Source organism: Flavobacterium notoginsengisoli, from assembly GCF_042686225.1.
Lineage (GTDB): Bacteria > Bacteroidota > Bacteroidia > Flavobacteriales > Flavobacteriaceae > Flavobacterium > Flavobacterium notoginsengisoli.
This window is the reverse complement of sequence record NZ_JBHUOT010000004.1, coordinates 178175-199414: the sequence shown is the minus strand read 5'-3', so window position 1 is coordinate 199414 and position 21240 is coordinate 178175. Positions and strand designations below refer to the sequence as shown.

At 33.4% G+C, this 21240-nt stretch carries 24 protein-coding genes; 14 read left to right on the top strand and 10 right to left on the bottom strand.

The features are described 5' to 3' along the window. Nucleotides 1-6: 6 nt before the first annotated feature. Nucleotides 7-1086, top strand: coding sequence for an HlyD family secretion protein (locus ACFS3A_RS11255; protein ID WP_379825546.1), 1080 nt, complete (start codon nt 7-9; stop codon nt 1084-1086). A 3-nt stretch (nt 1087-1089) separates the two neighbouring features. Beyond that, complete coding sequence (locus tag ACFS3A_RS11250; RefSeq protein WP_379825545.1) at nt 1090-2679, top strand: MDR family MFS transporter; 1590 nt, start codon at nt 1090-1092, stop codon at nt 2677-2679. Between the two features lie 227 nt (nt 2680-2906). Here the strand turns inward: ACFS3A_RS11250 and yaaA are convergent, their stop codons facing one another. Continuing rightward, entirely contained in the window at nt 2907-3665 is a 759-nt protein-coding gene (gene yaaA, locus ACFS3A_RS11245) for a peroxide stress protein YaaA (protein ID WP_379825544.1), read from the bottom strand. 530 nt (nt 3666-4195) lie between these two features. On the opposite strand from yaaA, the gene ACFS3A_RS11240 reads away from it, so the two are divergent. Genes ACFS3A_RS11240 through ACFS3A_RS11230 form a run of 3 tightly spaced genes read left to right on the top strand, consistent with a single transcriptional unit; the run spans nt 4196 to nt 7059 of the window. Beyond that, a complete protein-coding gene (locus tag ACFS3A_RS11240) occupies nt 4196-4570 on the top strand; it encodes a GxxExxY protein (RefSeq protein ID WP_379825543.1) in 375 nt (124 codons plus the stop codon). A 14-nt stretch (nt 4571-4584) separates the two neighbouring features. Further along, the gene (locus ACFS3A_RS11235; RefSeq protein WP_379825541.1) at nt 4585-6018 is read left to right on the top strand and encodes a CCA tRNA nucleotidyltransferase; all 1434 of its coding nucleotides are present in this window, start codon (nt 4585-4587) and stop codon (nt 6016-6018) included. A 15-nt stretch (nt 6019-6033) separates the two neighbouring features. Next, nucleotides 6034-7059 (top strand): COX15/CtaA family protein, encoded by a 1026-nt coding sequence (locus tag ACFS3A_RS11230; protein ID WP_379825539.1) that lies wholly within the window; start codon nt 6034-6036, stop codon nt 7057-7059. A 96-nt stretch (nt 7060-7155) separates the two neighbouring features. On the opposite strand, the gene ACFS3A_RS11225 is transcribed toward ACFS3A_RS11230, so the two are convergent. The 8 genes from ACFS3A_RS11225 to ACFS3A_RS11190 form a co-directional block, all read right to left on the bottom strand. Then, a complete protein-coding gene (locus ACFS3A_RS11225; RefSeq protein WP_379825538.1) occupies nt 7156-7920 on the bottom strand; it encodes a LytR/AlgR family response regulator transcription factor in 765 nt (254 codons plus the stop codon). 39 nt (nt 7921-7959) lie between these two features. Then, nucleotides 7960-8343: a 2TM domain-containing protein gene (locus tag ACFS3A_RS11220; RefSeq protein WP_379825537.1), complete on the bottom strand. Its 384-nt coding sequence runs from the start codon at nt 8341-8343 to the stop codon at nt 7960-7962. Between the two features lie 21 nt (nt 8344-8364). Then, nucleotides 8365-8670, bottom strand: a complete 306-nt coding sequence (locus ACFS3A_RS11215) for a 2TM domain-containing protein (RefSeq protein ID WP_379825536.1) — start codon at nt 8668-8670, stop codon at nt 8365-8367. Between the two features lie 2 nt (nt 8671-8672). Then, entirely contained in the window at nt 8673-9002 is a 330-nt protein-coding gene (locus tag ACFS3A_RS11210; protein ID WP_379825535.1) for a 2TM domain-containing protein, read from the bottom strand. Between the two features lie 2 nt (nt 9003-9004). After that, entirely contained in the window at nt 9005-9307 is a 303-nt protein-coding gene (locus tag ACFS3A_RS11205) for a 2TM domain-containing protein (RefSeq protein ID WP_379825533.1), read from the bottom strand. Between the two features lie 2 nt (nt 9308-9309). Beyond that, nucleotides 9310-10668 (bottom strand): 2TM domain-containing protein, encoded by a 1359-nt coding sequence (locus ACFS3A_RS11200; RefSeq protein WP_379825532.1) that lies wholly within the window; start codon nt 10666-10668, stop codon nt 9310-9312. A gap of 22 nt (nt 10669-10690) precedes the next feature. Next, the gene (locus tag ACFS3A_RS11195) at nt 10691-11311 is read right to left on the bottom strand and encodes a hypothetical protein (RefSeq protein ID WP_379825530.1); all 621 of its coding nucleotides are present in this window, start codon (nt 11309-11311) and stop codon (nt 10691-10693) included. A gap of 355 nt (nt 11312-11666) precedes the next feature. Further along, a complete protein-coding gene (locus ACFS3A_RS11190) occupies nt 11667-13826 on the bottom strand; it encodes a TonB-dependent receptor (RefSeq protein ID WP_379825529.1) in 2160 nt (719 codons plus the stop codon). Nucleotides 13827-13965: 139 nt separating this feature from the next. Here ACFS3A_RS11190 and ACFS3A_RS11185 point away from each other — a divergent pair, with 139 nt between their 5' ends. The 9 genes from ACFS3A_RS11185 (at nt 13966) to ACFS3A_RS11145 (ending at nt 20521) form a co-directional block, all read left to right on the top strand. Continuing rightward, entirely contained in the window at nt 13966-14430 is a 465-nt protein-coding gene (locus tag ACFS3A_RS11185) for a DinB family protein (protein WP_379825528.1), read from the top strand. Nucleotides 14431-14435: 5 nt separating this feature from the next. Next, entirely contained in the window at nt 14436-14897 is a 462-nt protein-coding gene (locus ACFS3A_RS11180) for a YciI family protein (RefSeq protein ID WP_379825525.1), read from the top strand. An 8-nt stretch (nt 14898-14905) separates the two neighbouring features. Next, a complete protein-coding gene (locus tag ACFS3A_RS11175) occupies nt 14906-15475 on the top strand; it encodes a sugar O-acetyltransferase (protein ID WP_379825524.1) in 570 nt (189 codons plus the stop codon). Beyond that, nucleotides 15475-15864, top strand: a complete 390-nt coding sequence (gene gloA2, locus ACFS3A_RS11170; RefSeq protein ID WP_379825522.1) for an SMU1112c/YaeR family gloxylase I-like metalloprotein — start codon at nt 15475-15477, stop codon at nt 15862-15864. The genes ACFS3A_RS11175 and gloA2 overlap by 1 nt, the downstream gene beginning before the upstream one ends. Nucleotides 15865-16226: 362 nt before the next feature. Next, complete coding sequence (locus tag ACFS3A_RS11165) at nt 16227-17507, top strand: chloride channel protein (protein WP_379825521.1); 1281 nt, start codon at nt 16227-16229, stop codon at nt 17505-17507. A gap of 100 nt (nt 17508-17607) precedes the next feature. Beyond that, nucleotides 17608-18207: an HPP family protein gene (locus ACFS3A_RS11160; protein ID WP_379825519.1), complete on the top strand. Its 600-nt coding sequence runs from the start codon at nt 17608-17610 to the stop codon at nt 18205-18207. 212 nt (nt 18208-18419) lie between these two features. Beyond that, nucleotides 18420-18962, top strand: coding sequence for an IS1096 element passenger TnpR family protein (locus ACFS3A_RS11155; RefSeq protein ID WP_179002283.1), 543 nt, complete (start codon nt 18420-18422; stop codon nt 18960-18962). A gap of 97 nt (nt 18963-19059) precedes the next feature. Beyond that, on the top strand, nt 19060-19425 hold the full coding sequence (locus tag ACFS3A_RS11150; RefSeq protein WP_379825518.1) for a four helix bundle protein: 366 nt from the start codon (nt 19060-19062) through the stop codon (nt 19423-19425). A 37-nt stretch (nt 19426-19462) separates the two neighbouring features. Then, nucleotides 19463-20521 (top strand): nucleoid-associated protein, encoded by a 1059-nt coding sequence (locus ACFS3A_RS11145; protein ID WP_379825517.1) that lies wholly within the window; start codon nt 19463-19465, stop codon nt 20519-20521. An 86-nt stretch (nt 20522-20607) separates the two neighbouring features. Here the strand turns inward: ACFS3A_RS11145 and ACFS3A_RS11140 are convergent, their stop codons facing one another. After that, nucleotides 20608-21189, bottom strand: a complete 582-nt coding sequence (locus ACFS3A_RS11140) for a TetR/AcrR family transcriptional regulator (RefSeq protein ID WP_379825515.1) — start codon at nt 21187-21189, stop codon at nt 20608-20610. Nucleotides 21190-21240: the final 51 nt, after the last annotated feature.

The window sequence follows — 21240 nt, the reverse complement described above, 5'->3', positions numbered from 1 at the left end:
GCTCTCATGGAAAAGAAAAAGACAAATAAAAAATTCATCATCATACTAGCCGTTTTGGTTTTAGGGGGAGGAACTTACGGAATATCAAAATACTTACACTCTCAGGCTCACGAAGAAACAGATGATGCTCAAATCGAGAAAAGAATGAATCCGATTATCCCGAGAGTTTCAGGATATATCAGCAAAGTTTATGTGAAAGATAATGATTATGTAAAAAAAGGAGATACTTTGTTTACTATCGATAAAAGAGATTATCAATTAAAGATTGATGAAGCAAATGCTGCTTTATTAGGAGCTGAAGGTCAATTTGAAGCTGCAAAAGCTGATATTGGAAGTGCTTATGCAAGTATTTCGGTTTCTGACGCTCAAATGAGATCTGCAAGCGGTTCTATCGAAAGTGCAAAAATCAGATTGAGACAGCTTACAAACGATTATAACCGTTACAATAACTTGTACAAAACGCATACTATTACAAAACAACAGTATGAGCAGGCTTTAACAGCAAAAGAAGAAGCTGAAAACCAGGTACGTGTATTAGAGCAACAACAAAAAGCTACATCTTACCAAAAATCGGTTATTCAGTCAAAATCTAAAGTTTCTGACAAACAAACTGAAGTTGCTGCAGCGAATATTAAAAAAGCAAAAACAATGTTGGATGTTGCCCATTTAAATCTTTCTTATACTGTAGTTACAGCTGCTATTGACGGTCAGGTTTCTAAAGTAGATATTCAGCCGGGACAATTAGTTCAACCTGGACAATCTTTATTCTACATCATTAACAATAATGAAGCTTGGGTTGTAGCTAACTTTAAAGAAACACAATTAAATAAAATGGTTGTGGGTCAAAAAGTAGGCTTAAAAGTAGATGCTTATCCAAACTATGAGTTTAAAGGAACCGTATCTTCTTTCTCTCCTGCAACAGGATCTCGTTTTTCATTATTACCTCCTGATAACGCAACAGGAAACTTCGTAAAAACAATTCAGAGATTACCAGTAAAAATCACAATCGACGAATCTAACGATCCTGAAAAAGTAAAACTTTTAAGACCAGGAATGAACGTTGATGTTGATGTACATTTAAAATAAAACATGGCAGGAGCAGTACAAGCAGACGACGATTTAGTAGAATACGGTTTCAGACGAGTTATCATTACGATTACAGCAGTACTTTGTGCACTGCTGGAAATCGTAGATACTACGATTGTAAACGTAGCGCTGACAGACATGCGCGGAAGTCTTGGTGCTACCTTGACCGATGTGGCATGGGTTATTACAGCATACGCAATTGCGAATGTTATTGTAATTCCGATGACGAGCTGGCTATCACAGCAATTTGGGAGACGTAATTATTTTGTGGCTTCCATTATAATATTTACAGTCTGTTCATTTTTATGTGGTAATGCCACCAATATTTGGGAACTTGTAGCCTTCCGATTCGTACAAGGTATGGGTGGTGGAGCGCTGCTGGTAACAGCCCAAACGATTATTACAGAGAGTTATCCCGTGGCAAAGCGTGGTATGGCACAGGCTATTTACGGAATGGGTGTAATTGTTGGTCCAACTTTAGGTCCGCCTTTGGGAGGATATTTAGTAGATAATTATTCCTGGCCGTATATTTTCTATATCAATATTCCATTAGGAATTATTGCTACCATTTTGGCATTAACTTTTGTTAGAAGTCCGAAATATGGGGAAAAATTAAAAGCCAATCAGGTTGACTGGTGGGGGATTATTTTGTTGAGTACTTTTATTGGATCTTTACAATTTGTATTGGAACATGGACAACAAGACGACTGGTTTAATGATTCTTTAATTATAACCTTAAGTGTTGTCACAGTTCTTGGATTGGTTTTGTTTATCTGGAGAGAGCTCACATACAAACATCCAATTGTGAACTTAAGTGTTCTAAAAGATGGAAATTTAAGAATTGGAACCATAATGTGTTTCATCTTAGGTTTCGGTTTATACGGTTCAACGTTAATTATTCCAATTTACACACAGTCAATATTAGGATGGACAGCAACTGATGCAGGTTTACTATTGATTCCGGGATCTATTACAACGGCTATAATGATGCCATTTGTAGGGAATATGATTCAGAAAGGTGTACCACAGGGTTATATGGTTGGAGTAGGATTTTTAATTTTCTTCTTCTTTACCTTTATGATGTACAGCCGCATGACACCGGACACTGGTGTTGAACATATGTACTGGCCTTTAATTTTAAGAGGAGTTGGATTAGGATTGCTTTTCGTTCCAATTACAACACTTTCTCTTTCAACATTAAAAGGAAAACAAATTGGTGAAGGAGCTGCATTTACCGGAATGATGCGTCAGTTAGGTGGATCTTTTGGTATTGCGATTATTACCACTTTCATCACACGTTTTAGCCAGTCTCACCGAGTAGATTTGATAAACAATTTAGATCCGGCCAAATTTGAAGTGCAACAACGAATTGCAGGAATGCAGCACGCTTTTATGGCAAAAGGATATAGCGCTGATGTTGCTCTGAAAAAAGCATATCAGGCAATCGAAATGTCTGTCATGAAACAAAGTACCGTAATGGCTTATATGGATATTTTCCTTTATTTAGGAATTATGTTTTTATGTTGCATACCGATTATTCTCTTTATTAAAAAAGGGAAGAACAAAATTAGTGCAGCCGACGCAATGCACTAATAATAATAATAATTTTATAATACGCAGAAACGCCGAATTCATCATTTAGAATTCGGCGTTTATTTTTTTATTTAACCACAAAGGACTCGAAAAATTTTAATTTCGAGAATCGTTAAAACGCAAAGTTCGCAAAGCTTTGTGATAAAAACTTTGCGAACTTTGCGTAAACTTTGCGTCTTTGCGGTAAAAAAACTTAGCATCTTAGTACCTTAGCATCTTCAAAAAATCTATCTCGTAAAAACCAAATGATTTCCTTTAGAAAGATTAGCATCAAACTGATACCCTTCGTAATTAAATCCTTTTAAATCATCAATAGTTTCGGCATTCGTATCAATAATATAACGCACCATCATACCTCTCGCCTTTTTGGCGAAAAAGCTGATCATTTTTAATTTCCCGTCTTTATAATCCTTAAAGTCAGGAGTGATAACAGGAACTTTTAAAGCTTTTACATCTACAGCAGAAAAATATTCGTTACTTGCTAAATTCACAAATAATTCGTCTTTTTTCAATTCTTTGTTTAAAGCTTTTGTAACAGTTGGTTTCCAGAATTCGTGCAGGTTTTTAGATTCGCCCACAGGCATTTTTGTCCCCATTTCCAGACGATACGCCTGCATTAAATCTAAGGGTTTCAACAGACCATAAAGTCCGGATAAAATTCTCAATTTATCTTGCAAAACATCTAATTTTTCTAACGGAATGGTATAAGCATCCAAACCAGTATAAACATCACCGTCAAAAGTATACACTGCAGGACGTGCATTTTCTGGAGTAAATGGTGTCTTCCAATCCTGATTACGTTTCCAGTTCAGGTCGGCTAATTTGTCTGAAATCGACATTAATTCTGACAATTCAGCCGGCTTTTTTTGTTTTACTACTTTATGAACCACTTTTGCTTCTTTTAAAAATGAAGGTTCAGTATATTGAGATGTTGGTAATTCTTTTTCGAAATTCAGTGATTTCGCAGGAGATATAACAATTTTCATGTGTGCATTTTTCTATGATTCAAAAATACAAATTGCAATTTTAAAAATTGATTATCGTAATTGATTTGTTTTATGAGAGCATAGTTTTTTTTGCCACGAATTCACGAATTAACTTTTTATAATCTTTGAGCATAATTTCTAATGAATTCGTGTAATTCATTACTCTAATTTATTCGAAATGATTTAGATTAATTCGTGAATTCGTGGCGGATAAAAATTTAGATTATGTCAAAACCACGAATTATTTTTCATTCTTTGAATATGATTTCGGATAAATTCGCTTAATTCAACTTTGCTATTTTTTATTTTCATAAAATTCAATTGAAAAATTGTGAATTTACTCAAAAAAATAGGCTATAGATTATAAAAGGCATTTTCTATGTTGTAAATTTGCAACCATAAAATTCCAAAAACATTTTCAATACAAAAATTGAAAGTTGTATTCTAAATAATAGCCACGAATTCACGAATTAACTTTTTAAAAATTAATTAGAAAAATTCGTGAATTCGTGGCGGAAAAAATTTAGATCATGACCAAAATATTGTATCAACAGGAAAGTTATCAGATAATAGGAATTTTATTTGATGTTCATAGAAATTTAGGTGGAGGCTTTTCTGAAATTGTATATAAAGATGCTATAGAATACGAGCTCAAAAAAGCAAATATTCCATTTGAAAGAGAAAAAGAATATTTAGTAAATTATAAAGACATTATTTTAGATCACAGGTTTTATGCTGATTTTGTTTTGTTTGATAAAATTATACTTGAAATAAAATCAAGTGATTTTCTACATCCAAAATATATTTCACAGTGTCTTAATTATTTAAAAGTGTCCAAAAATAATTTAGCTATTCTAGCGAACTTTAATTCTAACTCTCTTGAACACAAACGTATTATTTTATAAAAATTAGTGAATTCGTGGCGATACAAACAAACTATAAAACTGCTTTACAAAACAAAATCTTCGATATCATTTCGAAAGCTTCTCAGGAATTAAATGTTGACTCTTATGTAATAGGAGGATTTGTCCGTGATTTGCTTTTAAATCGAGGTTCCAAAAAAGATATCGACGTTGTGGCAGTTGGAAGCGGTATCGAATTGGCGCTTAAAGTTTCTGATTTACTTCCGAACAAACCAAAAGTTCAGGTTTTTAAAACGTACGGAACAGCGATGCTTCGTTTTGAAGATACCGATATTGAATTTGTCGGTGCACGAAAAGAATCTTATACCCGAGACAGCCGAAATCCAATTGTGGAAAACGGAACTTTACAAGATGATCAAAATCGTCGTGATTTTACGATTAACGCTTTGGCACTTTCTTTAAACAAAAATAATTTTGGAGATCTTTTAGACCCTTTTAACGGTTTAACCGATTTAGAAAACAAAACCATCAAAACGCCTTTGGATCCAGATATTACGTATTCTGATGATCCTTTGCGAATGTTGCGTGCTATTCGTTTTGCCACTCAGTTGAATTTTGAAATTGAAGAAAATTCATTGAATGCCATCACAAAAAATGCTGATCGTATTAAAATTATTTCTGGCGAAAGAATTGTAGATGAATTGAACAAAATTCTTTCTACGCCGAAACCTTCAACTGGATTTTTACTTTTATATAAAACTGGACTTTTAGATTTAATCTTACCTGAATTAACAGCTTTAAATCAGGTGGAAGAAATTGAAGGTCATACGCATAAAAACAACTTTTATCATACGCTTGAAGTTGTCGATAACATTTGCCCAAATACAGATGATGTTTGGTTACGTTGGTCGGCTTTATTGCATGATATTGGAAAAGCACCAACAAAGCGTTTCACTAAAAAACAAGGTTGGACTTTTCACGGACATGAGTTTTTGGGTGGAAAAATGGCGAAAAAAATATTCGAACGTTTGCACATGCCATTAAACCATAAAATGAAATTCGTTCAGAAAATGGTCATTATGAGTTCACGCCCGATTGTTTTGGCACAGGATATTGTAACGGACAGTGCAGTACGCCGTTTAGTTTTTGATGCTGGCGAAGATGTTGAAGATTTAATGACTTTGTGCGAAGCTGATATCACAACCAAAAACCCATCGAAATTCAAAAAATATCATAAAAACTTTGAAATCGTCCGCAAGAAAATTGTAGAAGTAGAAGAACGCGATCATGTTCGTAATTTTCAGCCGCCAATTACTGGTGAAGAAATTATGGAAATGTTTGATTTAAAACCTTCACGAGAAATTGGAGTTTTGAAAGAAGCCGTTAAAGAAGCCATTTTAGAAGGTATTATTCCAAATGAATATCAGGCTGCTTATGATTTTGTGATTAAAAGAGCGGCAAAATTGGGCTTACAAAAAGTTGAAAAATAAGTATTATTTAATAAAATGAAAAAAGAGAATAAATCAGTAATCATTTGGTTACTATCGGGCTGTGTTTTATTGTTTTTAATGGTTGTTGTGGGAGGAATTACCCGTTTAACCAATTCAGGTTTATCTATGACTGACTGGCATTTGGTAACCGATACCTTCCCTCCTTTGACAGATGCAAAATGGCAGGCAGCTTTTGATGAATATAAAAAGTTTCCGGAATACCAGAAAATCAATATTCACAACGATTTTCAGTTGTCAGATTATAAATTCATTTATTTCTGGGAATGGTTTCACCGTTTCATTGGCCGTATTATTGGTTTGGTTTTCTTTGTTCCTTTTGTTTACTTTTTAGCAAAAAAGAAATTAGATACGCCAACTATTAAAAAATGCATTGTGCTTTTGGCAATGGGAGGTTTCCAGGGATTTTTAGGCTGGTTTATGGTGAGAAGTGGTTTGATTGACAATCCGGATGTAAGTCACTTTAGACTTTCATTACACCTGACTTTCGCATTTATCACTTTTGCTTATACGCTTTGGGTCGCTCTGGATTTGATTTATCCTGAAAGAAATATCAATAAAATTTTACCGCTTCGTAAAATTGCACGTTATGCCTTAGTGGCTTTATTGATTCAGATTATTTATGGAGGATTTGTTGCCGGGTTAAACGCGGGATTAATTCACAATCATTGGCCATTAATGAGTGACGGAGAATTTATTCACGAATCGGTTTTTATTGAACAGTCCAGTTTAATTAAGAATTTGATTGAAGGAAAAAGCGGTGTTCAGTTTGTACACAGGACTTTTGCTTATGTTGTGGTAGCAGCTATTTTATTTCTTTTCTTTAAAAGCAAAAAATACACACTTACAAGAACACAGTCAAACGGAATTAATACTTTAGTAGTTTTTGTTTTTATCCAATTCTTACTTGGCGTATTTACTTTATTATACAGCGTTCCTTTGGCATTGGGATTAATTCACCAGATTATGGCATTTTTCCTTTTAAGTGCGATGACATTTACTTTACATAGATTGAGTAAATAAAAATATATAAAAGGAAAAGGAGTCTTAAAATTTAAGACTCCTTTTTTTATTTAATCGATTTCACTTCTAAGAATTAAAATCTGTAATAATCTATTTTTATCCCAGCCAGGATTTAAAATCCTGTACTTTCTCACGACTCACAACTACCTCATCCTCTTTATAACTTGGTAAAATCACTTTTAAACGTGAATTGGTATAAACCTGAATTTCTTTAATTGCTTTTAACGGCACAATAAATTTTCTGCTTACGCGAAAGAAATCTTTTTTATCCAGTTCCTGCTCTAAAATCTCTAAAGTCGAATCGATCAAATAATCACGATTTTCGTAGGTATGGATATATGTTCCTTTATTTTCGCTGAAAAAACATTCGATTTCTTCTGTCGTAATAACTTTTAAATGCTGTCCTATTTTAACGGTAAACCTTTTTTTATACGCCTTTTCGAAAGGATTGGAAAGCATTTGACGAATCTGCTCAAAGTCCAATTGCATATTTGAAGTTTCTGCTGCTTTCGGCATTCGGGTTTTAAATTTAGAAACTGCCGTTTCCAGATCATCTTCATCAATTGGTTTTAGAAGATAATCGATACTATTTAATTTAAAAGCTTTTAATGCATATTCATCATAAGCTGTTGTAAAAATGATAGCACTTTTAATATCAATCTTTTCAAAAATTTCAAACGACAAACCATCTGATAATTGGATATCCAGAAAAATCAAATCCGGATGCGGATTGTTTTCAAACCATTCGATAGATTCTTCAACTGAATGAAGCATCGTTTCTACTTTTACCTCTAACTTTTCAAGTTTTCTTTGCAGTAATCTTGCAGCTGGTTTTTCGTCTTCTATAATTAATGTGACCATTTATTAAACTGTAAAATTTGAAAAAATATGAGTTCAAAGTTACTCCCATTTATTTTTATTTGAATTGTCTTTATCCATATATTTTTGAATTTTTCTTTGCTCCCAGTCAGAACCAAAAAACCATTCTGAACTAAAAACAGACAATCCGTGTGCTGCTAAACCAATTCCCCAAAAGAATGCTGTTGAATAAGTATGCCATTCTGATAAACCGCTGAAATCAATTCCTTCTGTAAAATTGCCTCTGGTTAAACTCGATACAATAATAATCAGATTTACAATTATATAAACTTTTAAATGCGAATAAAATCCCTTTATCTTTTTTACTTTTTTGTAAGCTGCATTGTAATTTTCATCTGTGCTAAATTCTCCCGAATATTGGCTGGCATATTCCTCGTACATATGTCTTCTAAAACGTCGTCCCATAATGCTATGATTTAAAAACTATTATTTCCACTTATTTTTATTCTGTTTTTCCTTTTCCATAAACTCTTTGATTTTTCTTTCTTCCCATTCTTTACCCATTGACGGAAAAACTTCAAAAACCTTTAATCCATGAAAAACTACTCCTATTCCCCACCATAATAATGGCCAGAAAAACCATAAATACTGCGGCGATGTGTATAGGTTTATAAAAATTAAAATTGCATTTACTAATACGAAAGCCACCAGGTTTCCATAAAAACCTTTTATGTTTTCGACTTTTTTTCTAGCCTGAAGGTATCTGTCCTCTTCGTTTAAATTCATTTCCATGATTACTCCCATTTTTGTTTTTTTTCTCTTTTATCTAAAATACTTTTTACTTTACGTGCCTCCCATTCTTCATCAAAAATCTTGAAAGAAGCAAAAACATCAATTGCTGAACCTATGTATACTGCTGACCATATAATCATTACTACACCATTTAAAAACTGAATTGGAAAAACGTTCAAAGGCAGTTCTGTATATTCTTTTAAAAGAAAAAGAGTCATTCCAATGATATAAAGAAAGGTATGCTTATAAAAAGATTTCAGCTTCAAAACTTTCTTACTGGCCAACTGTTTCAGTTCCTGTTTTTCCTGATCGGTATTAAAATTAGTTTCCATACTTATTCCCAGGTTTTTCTATTCTGTTCTTTTTCCATGATTTCTCTGATCTTTTTCTCTTCCCATTTTTTATTAAAAAAAGGAGGAAAACTAAAAACTTTCAGTCCGTGTAAAATGATTGCCATTCCCCAGCCCATCAAACACCATAAAAACCATAAATATCCAGGCGAAGTCATTAAATTAACGAAAATTACAATTGGATTTACCAGTACATAAACTGTAAGATGCTCATAAAACTCTCTAATTTCTTTTACTTTTTTCTGAGCATCGTAATAACGATCTGCTTCTGTAAAATCTTTTTCCATGATTATTTCCAGGTTTTTTGTTTGTTGTCTCTTTCCATAATCTCTCTAATCTTTCTTTCTTCCCAATCGGAGCTGTAACCAAACACTTTAAAAGCGTGCATGGCAACTCCAAATCCCCATCCTAAAGCAGAAAACCAAAACCATTGGAATCCTGGTGAAAACCTTAAATTGATAAAAATTAAAAGCGGAATCACACAACAATAAGAAATGACATTGGCATAAAATCCTTTCAGTTCCTCCACTCTTTTTTTAGCTCTGTAATAGGCTTTTGCTTCGTCGTTAAAATCTGCATTTGCTTCCATAGCTGCAATTTGTTTTGTTAAAATTGGAATTCTAACCGTGAAATTATTTTCGTCTTGCTCTACAATCACTTTTCTGTCGGTAATAATTCCATATCGATTTACAATATTCTGCAGTCCAACACCTCGTCTGTCCTGCAGTACTTCTTTTTTCTGAAGATCATTTTGAATTACTAAATAATCTTTTTCAATAAATATTCTAATGTGAAGCGGTTTTTGTTCACTTACCACATTATGTTTCACCGTATTTTCAAGCAGAAGCTGCAGCGAAAGCGGTACTACTTTTGCTTCTGGACTGATGCTTTCTGATGGCAGTTCATAAAACAAACTATTTTCAAAACGCATTTTCAACAGATTCATATACGTTTTTGCGAATGATAATTCGTCTTCAACCGAAACCAATTCTTTATCTTTCTGTTCTAAAACGTATCGATAGATTTTAGATAAAGAAGTGGTAAAACGTTGCGCATTATCCGGATTTTCTTCGATCAAAGAACTTAAAACGTTCAAACTATTAAAGAGAAAATGCGGATCTATCTGATTTTTTAAACTTTCAAATTGTGCATTTGCCGTTCCTGCAATAATTTTTTGCTGTGTCAGTTCGAATTTAGAAGCTTGTTTCCATTTTATCATAAAACTTCTGGCCTGCATAAAAGTCGAAACTCCTAAAGAAAGAATGATATAAAAGAGATGTACCCATATCATTCTCGGCCCAAAAAACACGTCTAAACTCTGGTTTTGCAAGACAACAAAAATAAAATAGTTGATTGCTAAAACTACAGGAACAGTGTATAGAACCGTAACCAGAATTCCGTAATATACTCTCGTGTTAGTATGTTCTTTCCAATCCCATTTTTTATCAAGAAGTACGTTCAGGAATCCGTTACCCATACCTATTCCAAAAGAATACAGACAGCTTACAAAAAAAGTGACAAGAACATTTCGAACATTTAAATCGTCTCCTAAAAAAGCTGTGAAAATTACTGCAAAGACCATAGAAATCTTGAAACATGTTATTGTTCCACTTTTCAAATCAGTAAATAAGAGTTCACGGTCTTTCATTCTAAATCAGCTTTAATTAATTTTATTTACAAGTTTTTTGAACTTCCAAAGCTCTTTCCAATCCCCATTTTGGAGAAAAAGGCGTTTCTGGTTTAAATGTACCAAAAAGTTCGATAGCTTTATTAACTTGTGCACACAAAGGTTTTGTATCAACACCTGTCCATTTTGCACCTCCCAATTGATAATCTGCTTCACCAAAAACAGCTCTTGGGTTGTTTGGATCTAACGCTTTTGCTTTCGCGTAAGCTTCCATCACTTTTCCGGAATATTTCATTCCGTTTGTCATTGGATCTGCTACCACATATCCGGTATAGATTAAAGCCTGTAAAACGTATAGTTCTGAATTGCTTTGATCTTTTAACATTTCTGCATCTACAGCATCTTGAGCTTTTACTAATAATAACTCTATTTTAGTTTTATCTTTTTCTGTAAAAACTGATAATGTGTTTACTAATCCAACATAATAATTAGGAAGCCAGCTTGTTTTTTCTGCCGCAGCAATTCTTTCAAACATTGCAGAAGCCTCTGTATTTTTACCTTCTTTCCAAAGCCCGAAAGCTTTTCCCATTCCTTGTTCAAATTGTGTTTGTGCAGATAATAAACTGCAGATAAATAATGTAATAACTGTAATAATTTTGGTCATGATTTCTTTTTTTTTTAAAGTTTTTAAGTTACTAAGGTTCTGAGGTTTTAAGTTTTTTTTATTGATGATTAAAACTCTTTTTTCAGGTTCAAAGGTTCAGAGCTACAAAGGTTCAGAGTATTGATTTTTTTATTATTAACATTTAAAAAACTTTGCCCCTTTGTCACTTTGTTTCTTTGTCCCTTTTAATTTATACTTCAAAAGTATATCGGATTTTACTGTTTTAAAATTAAATGATACTGAGTTGTTGATTTTTGATGATGAATTGTTTCTTTTTAAGATTCTGAGTTTCTGAGATGCTTAGCTTCTAAGTTTTTTTCTTAGTATCTCAGAAGCTTAGCATCTATACCACGAACTACAAGTTTTTCAACTGATTCTCATTTTTATTCTGACTAATTGTCCAGAAAAAGCCTACGAAGAAAAATCGATCTGCGGTTGGCACAACGGCTTGTCTTTGATAAACTCCGCTTGCATCTGGTGTTTTGGCATAATCGTATCCGAAAACATTCTGTGTTCCTAAAATGTTCGAAACGGAGAAATAAAGGATTTTTTGTGTAGTCAATAAATACGCCCAGTTGAAACTTAAACTATTGTATGATTTTGTTTTACCACTCATAAATTGTGTCTGATTAGGATCATTGTATGGACGACCTGAACTAAAGCTGTTTGTAAATCCTACTTGTGATTTCCAGTCTGTAATAAAATATTTGGTTACAATTGACAAACTGTGATTCGCAATAAAATTTGGAGTTGCCATATTCGGGAAGTTTTTATATTGTCTTTCTGAGTCGATATAAGAGTACGAAATCCAATATTCTAAGTTTTTGTATAGATTGCTGTCTCTCCAAAGCAAATCGAAACCTTTAGCGTAACCTGACCCATTGTTATTGAAAACCGAATTATACTGAATATCTCTTGTATCGTATTGAACTAAGTTACTATAATCTTTATAATACAACTCTGTTCTAAGTAATTGTCCAGGTCTTGTAAATGTATAATTGAAAATATAGTGTCTTGCTTTTTCACTTTCAAACTGATGGTATTTTGAATATTTAATGTAATCAACCACAGGAGTTTGACTAAAATCTCCGTAAGCAAATGAAAACTGACTGTATTTTGAAGCTTTAAATCCTAATGAAGCCCTTGGCGCAATATTATTTTCATTTAATAAACTATTATTCGAATATCTCAAACCAACTTTTAAAGCCAGATTTTTGGAGAATGAAATATCACCTTCTGTATATGCTGCAAAAATATTAGAGTCGTAACCGTTTGCTCCTTTGATAGAAACATTGTCATCAAAATTTTGGTTGTATTTTGTAATGAAATAATCGCTACCAAAAGACAATCTGAAATAATTAGAAACTTTTTTAGACAACTTCAATTTTAACTGCGCAGCATTTTCATTACTGTCAACATCTGTAATGTCGTATTTCAATTTATTTTTACTGTAACCGTAGCTGATTCCTGAAGTTAACTGCCAACCCGTTCCAATCATTCCTTTATAAGAAGAATTCAAATAAAAGTTATTATTGTTCATATCCGTTCTTATCGGATTTTCAAAATTGATATTTTTCTGATTTAAATCGAATTTTTCTGAATCGAAAGAAGCATATAATTTGAAGATTCCGTTTGTGAATTTATATCTGTAAACAGTTTCTCCGCCAAGCGATTGATACGGATTATTCCAATCTACATTCTGAGGAATCACTGCCTGATAAGGAGCCAGATTAATATAAGCCATGTTCACACTCAAAGAACTCTTTTTCCATTTCTGCGTATTTCCAATACTCAAACCAACCGTCATTAATCCGATATCTGTTTTTTCGTGATCTTCTTCGTCATTCGTATTCAAAAGCAAAACACTGGATAAAGCTTCACCATATTCTGCTGAATAACCTCCGGTTGAGAAAGCAATTCCGCTAAACAAGAAAGGAGAAAATCGGCTTCTTGTTGGCAAATTATTTGTTGTTGCACCGTATGGCTGTGCTACTCTAACTCCATCAATAAAAGTCTGTGTTTCGCTGGCTTCCCCTCCACGCACGAACAATCGTCCGTCTTCGCCAACCGTTTGCGTTCCCGGCAAAGTTTGTAAAGCTGCTACAATATTACCTGCAGAACCTGCCGTAGTTACAATGTCTAAAGGTTTTAAAACCGAAACTCTTGCTTTATCTCCAGATTCTAAAGTTCCTGCTGTAATAACAACTGCATCCAGAGCATTCATATTTTCTCTTAGTTTTACTGTTTGATCTTTAAAATTGGCAACATCGATTTCTTTCTTGTAAGTTTCGAAAAGTAAAAAGCTCACCACTATAAATTGATTTCCCTGAGTAGTTGTTTCAAAAGAAAACTCTCCAGTTTCGGAACTGGTTGCTCCATCATAGGTTCCGTCAATATAAATATTTGCACCGGCAACTGGTTTTCCTTTTTGGTCTGTTACTTTTCCGGAAATAATATTCTGAGCAAAAGTCAAAGTGCTTAACAATAATAAAATAAAAGTAATTCTGGTTTTCATGATTATTGGTTTTTGATGAAGCAAATGTATTTTAACAATTCCTGTTAAAAAATATATAATAACCCAATTGTAGAATTTCGAGGATGAGTTGTAAAATACTAATTTGTATCTTAGCTAGGAATTCCAAAATCATCATTTTATGTCAGAAAGTAAACGAATTTCAAATCTATATCAATCCATTTATAATGGAAATCCGTGGTTGGAAGTAAATCTTGCCAACACTTTAAAAAATGTAACAGCAGAGCAAGCTTACCGAAAAGCAAATCCAAATTTAAACACGATTTGGGAGATTGTAAACCACCTTATACAGTGGAGAAGAAATATTTTAGAGCGCATGCAGGGCGAAGTTATTGTAACGCCGGATCATAATTATTTTGTTCCTGTTTTAGATCCCTCTGAAGCCGCTTGGGAACAATCGCTTCAAACATTAAGTAAATCGCAAGATTCATGGAATAGCTTTTTTGAAGAGTTTAATGATGAAGATTTAGCCAAAATATATGTAAATAACGGTCATACTTATTATGAACATATTCATGGTATTATTCAGCATGATGTTTATCATTTGGGACAGATTGTTATTTTGAAGAAATTATTAAACACATAACAACTATGAAAAACTTCATTTTTTTTCTAGCTTTTTTATTCTTTTCTACAACCGGCTGCTTTTCGCAGGAAACGGAAGCCAAATATGATGAAAAACTGGCAAAATCTTTAAATGCCGATGAGTACGGAATGAAGAAATATGTTTTCTGTTTACTAAAGTCAGGAAGCAATACAACGGCATCAAAAGAAGAAACCAAAAAACTATTTGAAGGCCACATGGTCAACATTACTAAATTAGCCGAAGAAGGAAAACTGGTTGTTGCCGGACCTTTTATGAAAAACGACAGAAACTATCGGGGTATTTTCATTTTTAATGTAGAAACTGTCGAAGAAGCAAAAAAACTTGTAGAAACAGATCCTGCCATAAAAGCCAATTTATTCGAAGCCGAATTAACGCCTTGGTATTGTACCGCAGCTTTACAGGAAACTGTAAAAATACACGAGAAAATTACCAGGACGAAAATGTAATACCTTATATGAAAACAGAAAAAGAAAAAATGATCTCCGGCGAATATTACAATGCCTTTGATCCGGAATTAGTAAAAGGCCGTCGAACAGCCAAAAATCTTTTACACAGCTTAAATGTAAAAGAATATAGGGTTACCAAAAAAGCTAAAGAAATTTTAAAAGAACTGATTCCAAACACAGGAGAAGGTTTTTATATCGAACCACCTTTTCATTGTGATTATGGTTATAATATTTTTTGTGGAGACAACGTTTATTTCAATGTAAATTGTGTTGTTTTGGACTGTGCACCCGTAAACATTGGATCAAACGTATTTATTGCGCCAAACGTTCAAATTTACACCGCTTCGCATCCGCTTGACGCTGAATTAAGAAAAACACTGGAAAATGCTTATCCTGTAACTATTAGTGACGATTGTTGGATTGGTGGTAATTCAGTTATTTGTCCTGGCGTTACCATAGGAAAAGGCTGTGTTATTGGCGCCGGATCTGTAGTGACAAAAGATATTCCGGACAACTCACTTGCTGTTGGAAATCCAGCGAAAGTTATTAGAAAATTAAATCAAGAATCTGAATCATAATGCTTACTCTCAACAAAGTTCACCATATCGCCATTTTATGCTCCGATTACGAAAAATCGAAATATTTCTACACTCAGATTTTAGGTCTTACCATTGTTAGAGAAATTTATCGCGAAGAGCGTCAGTCTTATAAATTAGATTTGGCTTTAAATGGTTCTTATGTGGTTGAATTATTCTCATTTCCAGATCCGCCAAAAAGACCTTCAAGACCTGAAGCAGTTGGTTTAAGACATTTGGCTTTTGAAGTTATCAATCTGGAAGAAACGATTGCTTTTTTAACTTCAAAAAATATAGAATCAGAACCGATAAGAATCGACGAAACTACCGAAAAACGTTTCACTTTTATTGCAGATCCTGATTTATTGCCGATTGAGTTTTATGAAAGATGAGTTTTTTTGCCACGAAGGCGCTAGGACACAAAGTTTTTTGTTTTTTTAGATTGAATTGCGTCCAGCTTTAGCTGGATGGCAAATAGAAACATTTAAAAAAAGGCTTTAGCCAAACTTTGCAGATTCGGCTAAAGCCTTTCACTTTCACTATTTAAAACTTAATCTTAATCCCCTCCAAAGCTAGGGGCTATTAAAAAAATCTTTTGTGCCTTAGCGCCTTCGTGGCAAAACCACACATCGAAAGAATTTTCCTGTTTATATCGATTTTAACACACTAAATTAAAGATTTTCTATAAAAAACCGAATTTGATGCTTAATTTTGTAATCCGCATAAAAAAAGTGCGATTTCAAATTTACTTCTGATGAACAAAACGGCGCAAATCAAAAAAAATCATCAATTCATTAAATTCCGAAAATTAGTTATTGTTTCTATTTTAATTGGCTTTCTTTCAGCCTTTCTCGGAATTTCACTAAAAAAAATAACTGAATATTACGAAGAAATCTTCTTTCATGAAGTATCGGTTCATCCCGTATTCTACATTGTTTTTCCCGTTTTCGGATTATCCGTAATTTATTTTCTAAGGCAATACCTTTTTAAGAAAAAAGAAAACAAAGGGATCAAAGAAGTTTTTGAAAGTACAGCATCAAAATCTAAAAATCTTCCTTCCTATAAAATCCCATCTCACTTTATAAATGGATTATTAACCGTTATTTTTGGAGGTTCAACAGGAATCGAAGTTTCGACAGTTGTAGCGACAGCAACAATTGGTTCTGTTGCACATGAAAAAGAAAATGTTTTCCGTCAATACAAAACAGAATTAATCTGTGCTGGAGTTGCGGCAGGAGTTACTGCACTTTTCAGTAGCCCGATTGCGGGAATTTTATTTGCTTTTGAAGTAATTTCCAGAAAAGTAACCCGTGCTTTTATTATTTCAAATATAATTGCAGTTTCAATTGCTTTTGGTTTATTGACCATTTTAAAAGAAGAGCCTTTGTTTGCCGTATCTGTTACAACTTGGCACCTAAAAGCGATTCCGTACTTTATTCTTTTGGGAATTTTAGCTGGAATGAATTCGGTTTATTTGACCAAATGTGTTTTATTTATCAAATCACAATTCGGAAAAATCAATAAACACTATTATAAAATCATTATTGGATCTTTAGTTTTAAGCATTTCGCTGTTCTTCTTTCCTCAATTATACGGAGAAGGTTATCATGCTATCAAAGGAATTTTCGGAACATCCAATCAGCTTCCTTTAACTATAACTCTGGCTTTAACTTTTATTGGAATCTTAATTTTAAAACCTATAGTAACTTCAATTACTCTTGCTTCGGGAGGCGACGGCGGCGTTTTTGCCCCTAGTCTTTTTATTGGAGCTTTTTTAGGATTACTACTGGCTTCATTTTTAAACACCTTTTTCCATGTCAATGTAATTCCTGTAAATTTTATGATTATCGGAATGGCAGCGGTTTTAAGTGCCAGCATTCACGCTCCGTTTACCGCCATCTTTTTGGTTTGCGGCTTAACGAATGATTATACTTTGTTTTTACCAATTTTGGTAGTTTGTTTGATTTCAAAATACACAGCAAAAACAATTTATCCTTATACCGTATACAGTTATTCTCCAAGCCTAATTAAATAATCTTCAACTAACAAGCTATAGATTGACAAAGCAATAAAGCTTGATAATATACCGCAAAGTATATTTAAAAACATAACGAGCAAAATAATAATACCATAATATGCCCACTGAAAAAATAAAAAGAAGCTATCGCAAAACACGCTATATTCTTTACAAGGAAACTTTAATAGATTATAAAGAACATTTTTGGTCCTTTTTAGGTTCGTTTGTAGGAATTGGAATTTTGGCTTATGTGCAATCCATACATTTTTCGGGAAGTGATGCCGTTTATTTAATTGGTTCTTTTGGTGCTTCGAGCGTTTTGGTTTACGGAATTATTCAGAGTCCGTTTTCTCAACCGAGAAATTTAGTTGGCGGACATGTAATCTCCGCTCTTGTTGGGGTAACTGTTAATAAGCTGGTTCCGGATATTATGTATATCGCTGCTCCATTAGCCGTTTCTATCGCTATTATTTTAATGCAGATTACTAAAACACTTCATCCGCCTGGAGGAGCAACTGCTTTGATTGCTGTTATTGGAACCGAAAAAGTAAAAGCTTTGGGGTATATGTATGTTCTTTCTCCCGTTTTTACAGGAGTTCTGATCTTACTTCTAACAGCTTTAATCTTTAACAATATGACTTCAAGCAGAAGTTATCCAAGTCATAGCACTTACCACAAACACTATCATAAACTTAGAAAAAGATTGACTGGAAAGTAATTCTAATCCCTATTCCTGCAAGGTTTTCAAAACCTTGTAGGTATAACTTGAAATACAAATGCAAACCTACAAGGTTTTGAAAACCTTGCAGGAGCGCCAGCTAAATAACTACAGGAAATCAAAAGATTAAAATCTTTTCAACAAATCGTAATTCAAAATTCGTATTTCATTTTTTATATTTTACCTTTGACCTCTCAATAAAAACAAAGATTATGGTTTATAAATTTAGAGTAATTCTAGACGCCGAAGAAGATATTTTTAGAGACATTGCTATTCTTGAGGAAGATACACTTGAGGATTTACACAATGCAATCTTCAACGCTTTTGGCTTTGACGGCTCAGAAGTGGCTTCATTTTATACTTGCGATGATACCTGGAATCAGGAAGATGAAATTCCGCTTTTTGATACAGGAGATGTTCCTGGCGAAATAAGAACCATGAACGATTATCCGTTATCTAGTATCTTAGATAAAGAAAATACAAAAATTATCTACGTTTATGATTTCATCAGTATGTGGACTTTCTTAGTAGAATTGGCTGCTGTCGAAGATGAAGCTGTTGGTGCAACATATCCTGAAACTTTATTTTCGCACGGAGAAATGCCTTCAGACGCCATCGAAAAGAACTTCGAAGCCGATGATATGCACAACGATATCTACGGAGAATTTGAAGACGACTTAGACGAAGACGATCTTGACATGTTCGAAGGTGATGACAGCTTCGAAGATTATGGATTTGAGGAGAATTGGAATTAATTTGAGGTACTAAGGTACTGAGATGCTAAGGTTCTAAGGTTTTTATTTTGAAAGTTTTTTCCTATTTTTAATTTTTCACAAATTAAAAATTTTAGATATGAGTAATTTTAGAAGCTTGCTTATCTGGCAGAAATCAATGGCCTTGACAACCAAAATTTATTTTTCAACAACCAATTTTCCTAAAGAAGAAATCTTTGGATTAACTTCACAAATTAGACGCAGTTCAATTTCTATTCCGAGTAATATTGCAGAAGGATTTGGCAGAGAAAGTGATAAAGATCTTTTACGATTTTTAAACATTTCTGTTGGTTCCTTATTCGAAATGCAAACTCAATTAGAAATAGCAAAAAATATATCTTATCTAAAAGAACAAGATTTTAACAACTTATATGAGGACAGTCGCGAAGTAGAAAGAATGTTAGTTTCTTTTATCAAGAAAATAAAAGATAGAACAAAACCTTAGTACCTTAGCCTCTCAGAACCTCAGCACCTATACACACATGATAAATCTATTCAACACCCACATCGAGACGCTTTCCATACATCGCGTAGGAAATAAAAGCCGTAACGAAGCTATTTTTTTATCAGAGCAGCCATTTAATCTTAATGACGAAATTGTTCCTTTGATAAAAGAATTCTTTTTTAAGCCTTTTAGAGAAAAAGAAGAAAACTATTATCAGTTTGCACACGAAGTGGATCTGGATTACAACGACATGTTTAAATATGCCACTGAGATTTTTACTAATCCGGCAAGTGTTCATGAAGTTTCTAAAAACATCACAAAGCATTTGTACGAGCAGTCCAATCATCCGCATATTAAGAACGGAGAGGTTTATGTAACTTACTTGACCAATTTAAGTATCGATAACAATGTAGTTGATGCAATTGGTATTTTTAAAAGTGAATTACAAGCTGACTTTTTACAGTTTGAAGAAAAAGAAAGTAACCTTGAAATGATTCTGCAACAGGGAATCAACCTGAATAAACTGGATAAAGGATGCTTGATTTTCAACTTTAAAAAAGAAGAAGGATACAAAATCCTGACTGTAGACAGCAACCGTTACGACGCACGTTACTGGTTAGAGCACTTTTTATCTGTAGATGCTTTTGAAGATGAAAATTTCATCACTAAAAAATATTTAAAATTCTGTCAAAACTTCGCAAAAGACGTTGTTTTGCCAGCAGAAGACAAGAAAGAGGAAGTAATGTTTATGAACCGATCTGTGAATTATTTCGCAAAAAATGATCAGTTTGAAGAGCAAAATTTCTTGAATGAAGTACTAGATAATCCTGAATTAATTCCTGAATTCAAAAACTATAAAGTGGATAAAGGAGAAAAATACAGCATCGAAGATGTAACCTCATTCCCTATCGCCAACGCAGCAGTTTCTGACGCTAGAAAATCGATTAAAAACGTAATTAATCTGGATACTCACATTCAGATCAAAATGGATTTCATTAATCCTGAAAGTGCAGAAAAGTTTGTTGAAAAAGGCTGGGATGAAGAAAAACAAATGTATTACTACTTAGTTTACTTCAACAAAGAAGAAAAAAGCTAAGAAGTTTTCATTTTCTATTACTTACTTAAAACAAAAAAAGGCAGTTACATTTGTAATTGCCTTTTTTTATAGTCATTATTCTCAAGTTATAAAACAGAGAACACCGCTTTTACAATATCATCGTACACTTGTTTATCCCTTTCTCCGGTTCGAGCCAAAACCCGAATTCCGGAATAATTATTAAAGATAAATCGAGCCAGAACTTTCGCATCCAGCTGGTTTGAGATATGTCCTGCCTGCTGTCCTTTCTTAACAGCGTTGGTAAAAACTTCTTCCATTATCTGACTGTTATTTTTTACAATTTTGGCAATTTCCTCATCATGCATAGCCAATTCTACAGAAGAATTGACCATAAAACAGCCCTTTGTAATGCGGTCTTCAAGGCTTTCTATGACAGCTTGTTTAAAAATGTCTTTCAGCGTTTCTTTAACATTCTCAGACTTTTCTAAAAGATCTTTTACGGAATCCTGAGCCTGTAGTTGATAACGCTGCAGCGATTTGGAAAACAACTTTTGCTTATCGCCAAATGTATCGTACAAACTCGAACGGCTTAAACCTAAATGCGCTACTAAATCCTGAGCCGATGTTCCGTTATATCCTTTATGCCAAAAAATTTCGATTGCTTTATCTAAAGCCTTTTCCTCATTAAATTCTTTCGTTCTAGCCATGATATCCAAATTAATTCTATACAAAGATAACAATTTAACGGAACAATCGTT

Bases quoted from the DNA above. Each gene is read 5' to 3' on its own strand.
- ACFS3A_RS11255 (WP_379825546.1), top strand. From the start codon at position 7: ATGGAAAAGAAAAAGACAAATAAAAAATTCATCATCATACTAGCCGTT.
- ACFS3A_RS11250 (WP_379825545.1), top strand. From the start codon at position 1,090: ATGGCAGGAGCAGTACAAGCAGACGACGATTTAGTAGAATACGGTTTC.
- yaaA (WP_379825544.1), bottom strand. From the start codon at position 3,665: ATGAAAATTGTTATATCTCCTGCGAAATCACTGAATTTCGAAAAAGAA.
- ACFS3A_RS11240 (WP_379825543.1), top strand. From the start codon at position 4,196: ATGACCAAAATATTGTATCAACAGGAAAGTTATCAGATAATAGGAATT.
- ACFS3A_RS11230 (WP_379825539.1), top strand. From the start codon at position 6,034: ATGAAAAAAGAGAATAAATCAGTAATCATTTGGTTACTATCGGGCTGT.
- ACFS3A_RS11225 (WP_379825538.1), bottom strand. From the start codon at position 7,920: ATGGTCACATTAATTATAGAAGACGAAAAACCAGCTGCAAGATTACTG.
- ACFS3A_RS11220 (WP_379825537.1), bottom strand. From the start codon at position 8,343: ATGGGACGACGTTTTAGAAGACATATGTACGAGGAATATGCCAGCCAA.
- ACFS3A_RS11215 (WP_379825536.1), bottom strand. From the start codon at position 8,670: ATGGAAATGAATTTAAACGAAGAGGACAGATACCTTCAGGCTAGAAAA.
- ACFS3A_RS11210 (WP_379825535.1), bottom strand. From the start codon at position 9,002: ATGGAAACTAATTTTAATACCGATCAGGAAAAACAGGAACTGAAACAG.
- ACFS3A_RS11205 (WP_379825533.1), bottom strand. From the start codon at position 9,307: ATGGAAAAAGATTTTACAGAAGCAGATCGTTATTACGATGCTCAGAAA.
- ACFS3A_RS11200 (WP_379825532.1), bottom strand. From the start codon at position 10,668: ATGAAAGACCGTGAACTCTTATTTACTGATTTGAAAAGTGGAACAATA.
- ACFS3A_RS11195 (WP_379825530.1), bottom strand. From the start codon at position 11,311: ATGACCAAAATTATTACAGTTATTACATTATTTATCTGCAGTTTATTA.
- ACFS3A_RS11190 (WP_379825529.1), bottom strand. From the start codon at position 13,826: ATGAAAACCAGAATTACTTTTATTTTATTATTGTTAAGCACTTTGACT.
- ACFS3A_RS11185 (WP_379825528.1), top strand. From the start codon at position 13,966: ATGTCAGAAAGTAAACGAATTTCAAATCTATATCAATCCATTTATAAT.
- ACFS3A_RS11180 (WP_379825525.1), top strand. From the start codon at position 14,436: ATGAAAAACTTCATTTTTTTTCTAGCTTTTTTATTCTTTTCTACAACC.
- ACFS3A_RS11175 (WP_379825524.1), top strand. From the start codon at position 14,906: ATGAAAACAGAAAAAGAAAAAATGATCTCCGGCGAATATTACAATGCC.
- gloA2 (WP_379825522.1), top strand. From the start codon at position 15,475: ATGCTTACTCTCAACAAAGTTCACCATATCGCCATTTTATGCTCCGAT.
- ACFS3A_RS11165 (WP_379825521.1), top strand. From the start codon at position 16,227: ATGAACAAAACGGCGCAAATCAAAAAAAATCATCAATTCATTAAATTC.
- ACFS3A_RS11160 (WP_379825519.1), top strand. From the start codon at position 17,608: ATGCCCACTGAAAAAATAAAAAGAAGCTATCGCAAAACACGCTATATT.
- ACFS3A_RS11155 (WP_179002283.1), top strand. From the start codon at position 18,420: ATGGTTTATAAATTTAGAGTAATTCTAGACGCCGAAGAAGATATTTTT.
- ACFS3A_RS11150 (WP_379825518.1), top strand. From the start codon at position 19,060: ATGAGTAATTTTAGAAGCTTGCTTATCTGGCAGAAATCAATGGCCTTG.
- ACFS3A_RS11145 (WP_379825517.1), top strand. From the start codon at position 19,463: ATGATAAATCTATTCAACACCCACATCGAGACGCTTTCCATACATCGC.
- ACFS3A_RS11140 (WP_379825515.1), bottom strand. From the start codon at position 21,189: ATGGCTAGAACGAAAGAATTTAATGAGGAAAAGGCTTTAGATAAAGCA.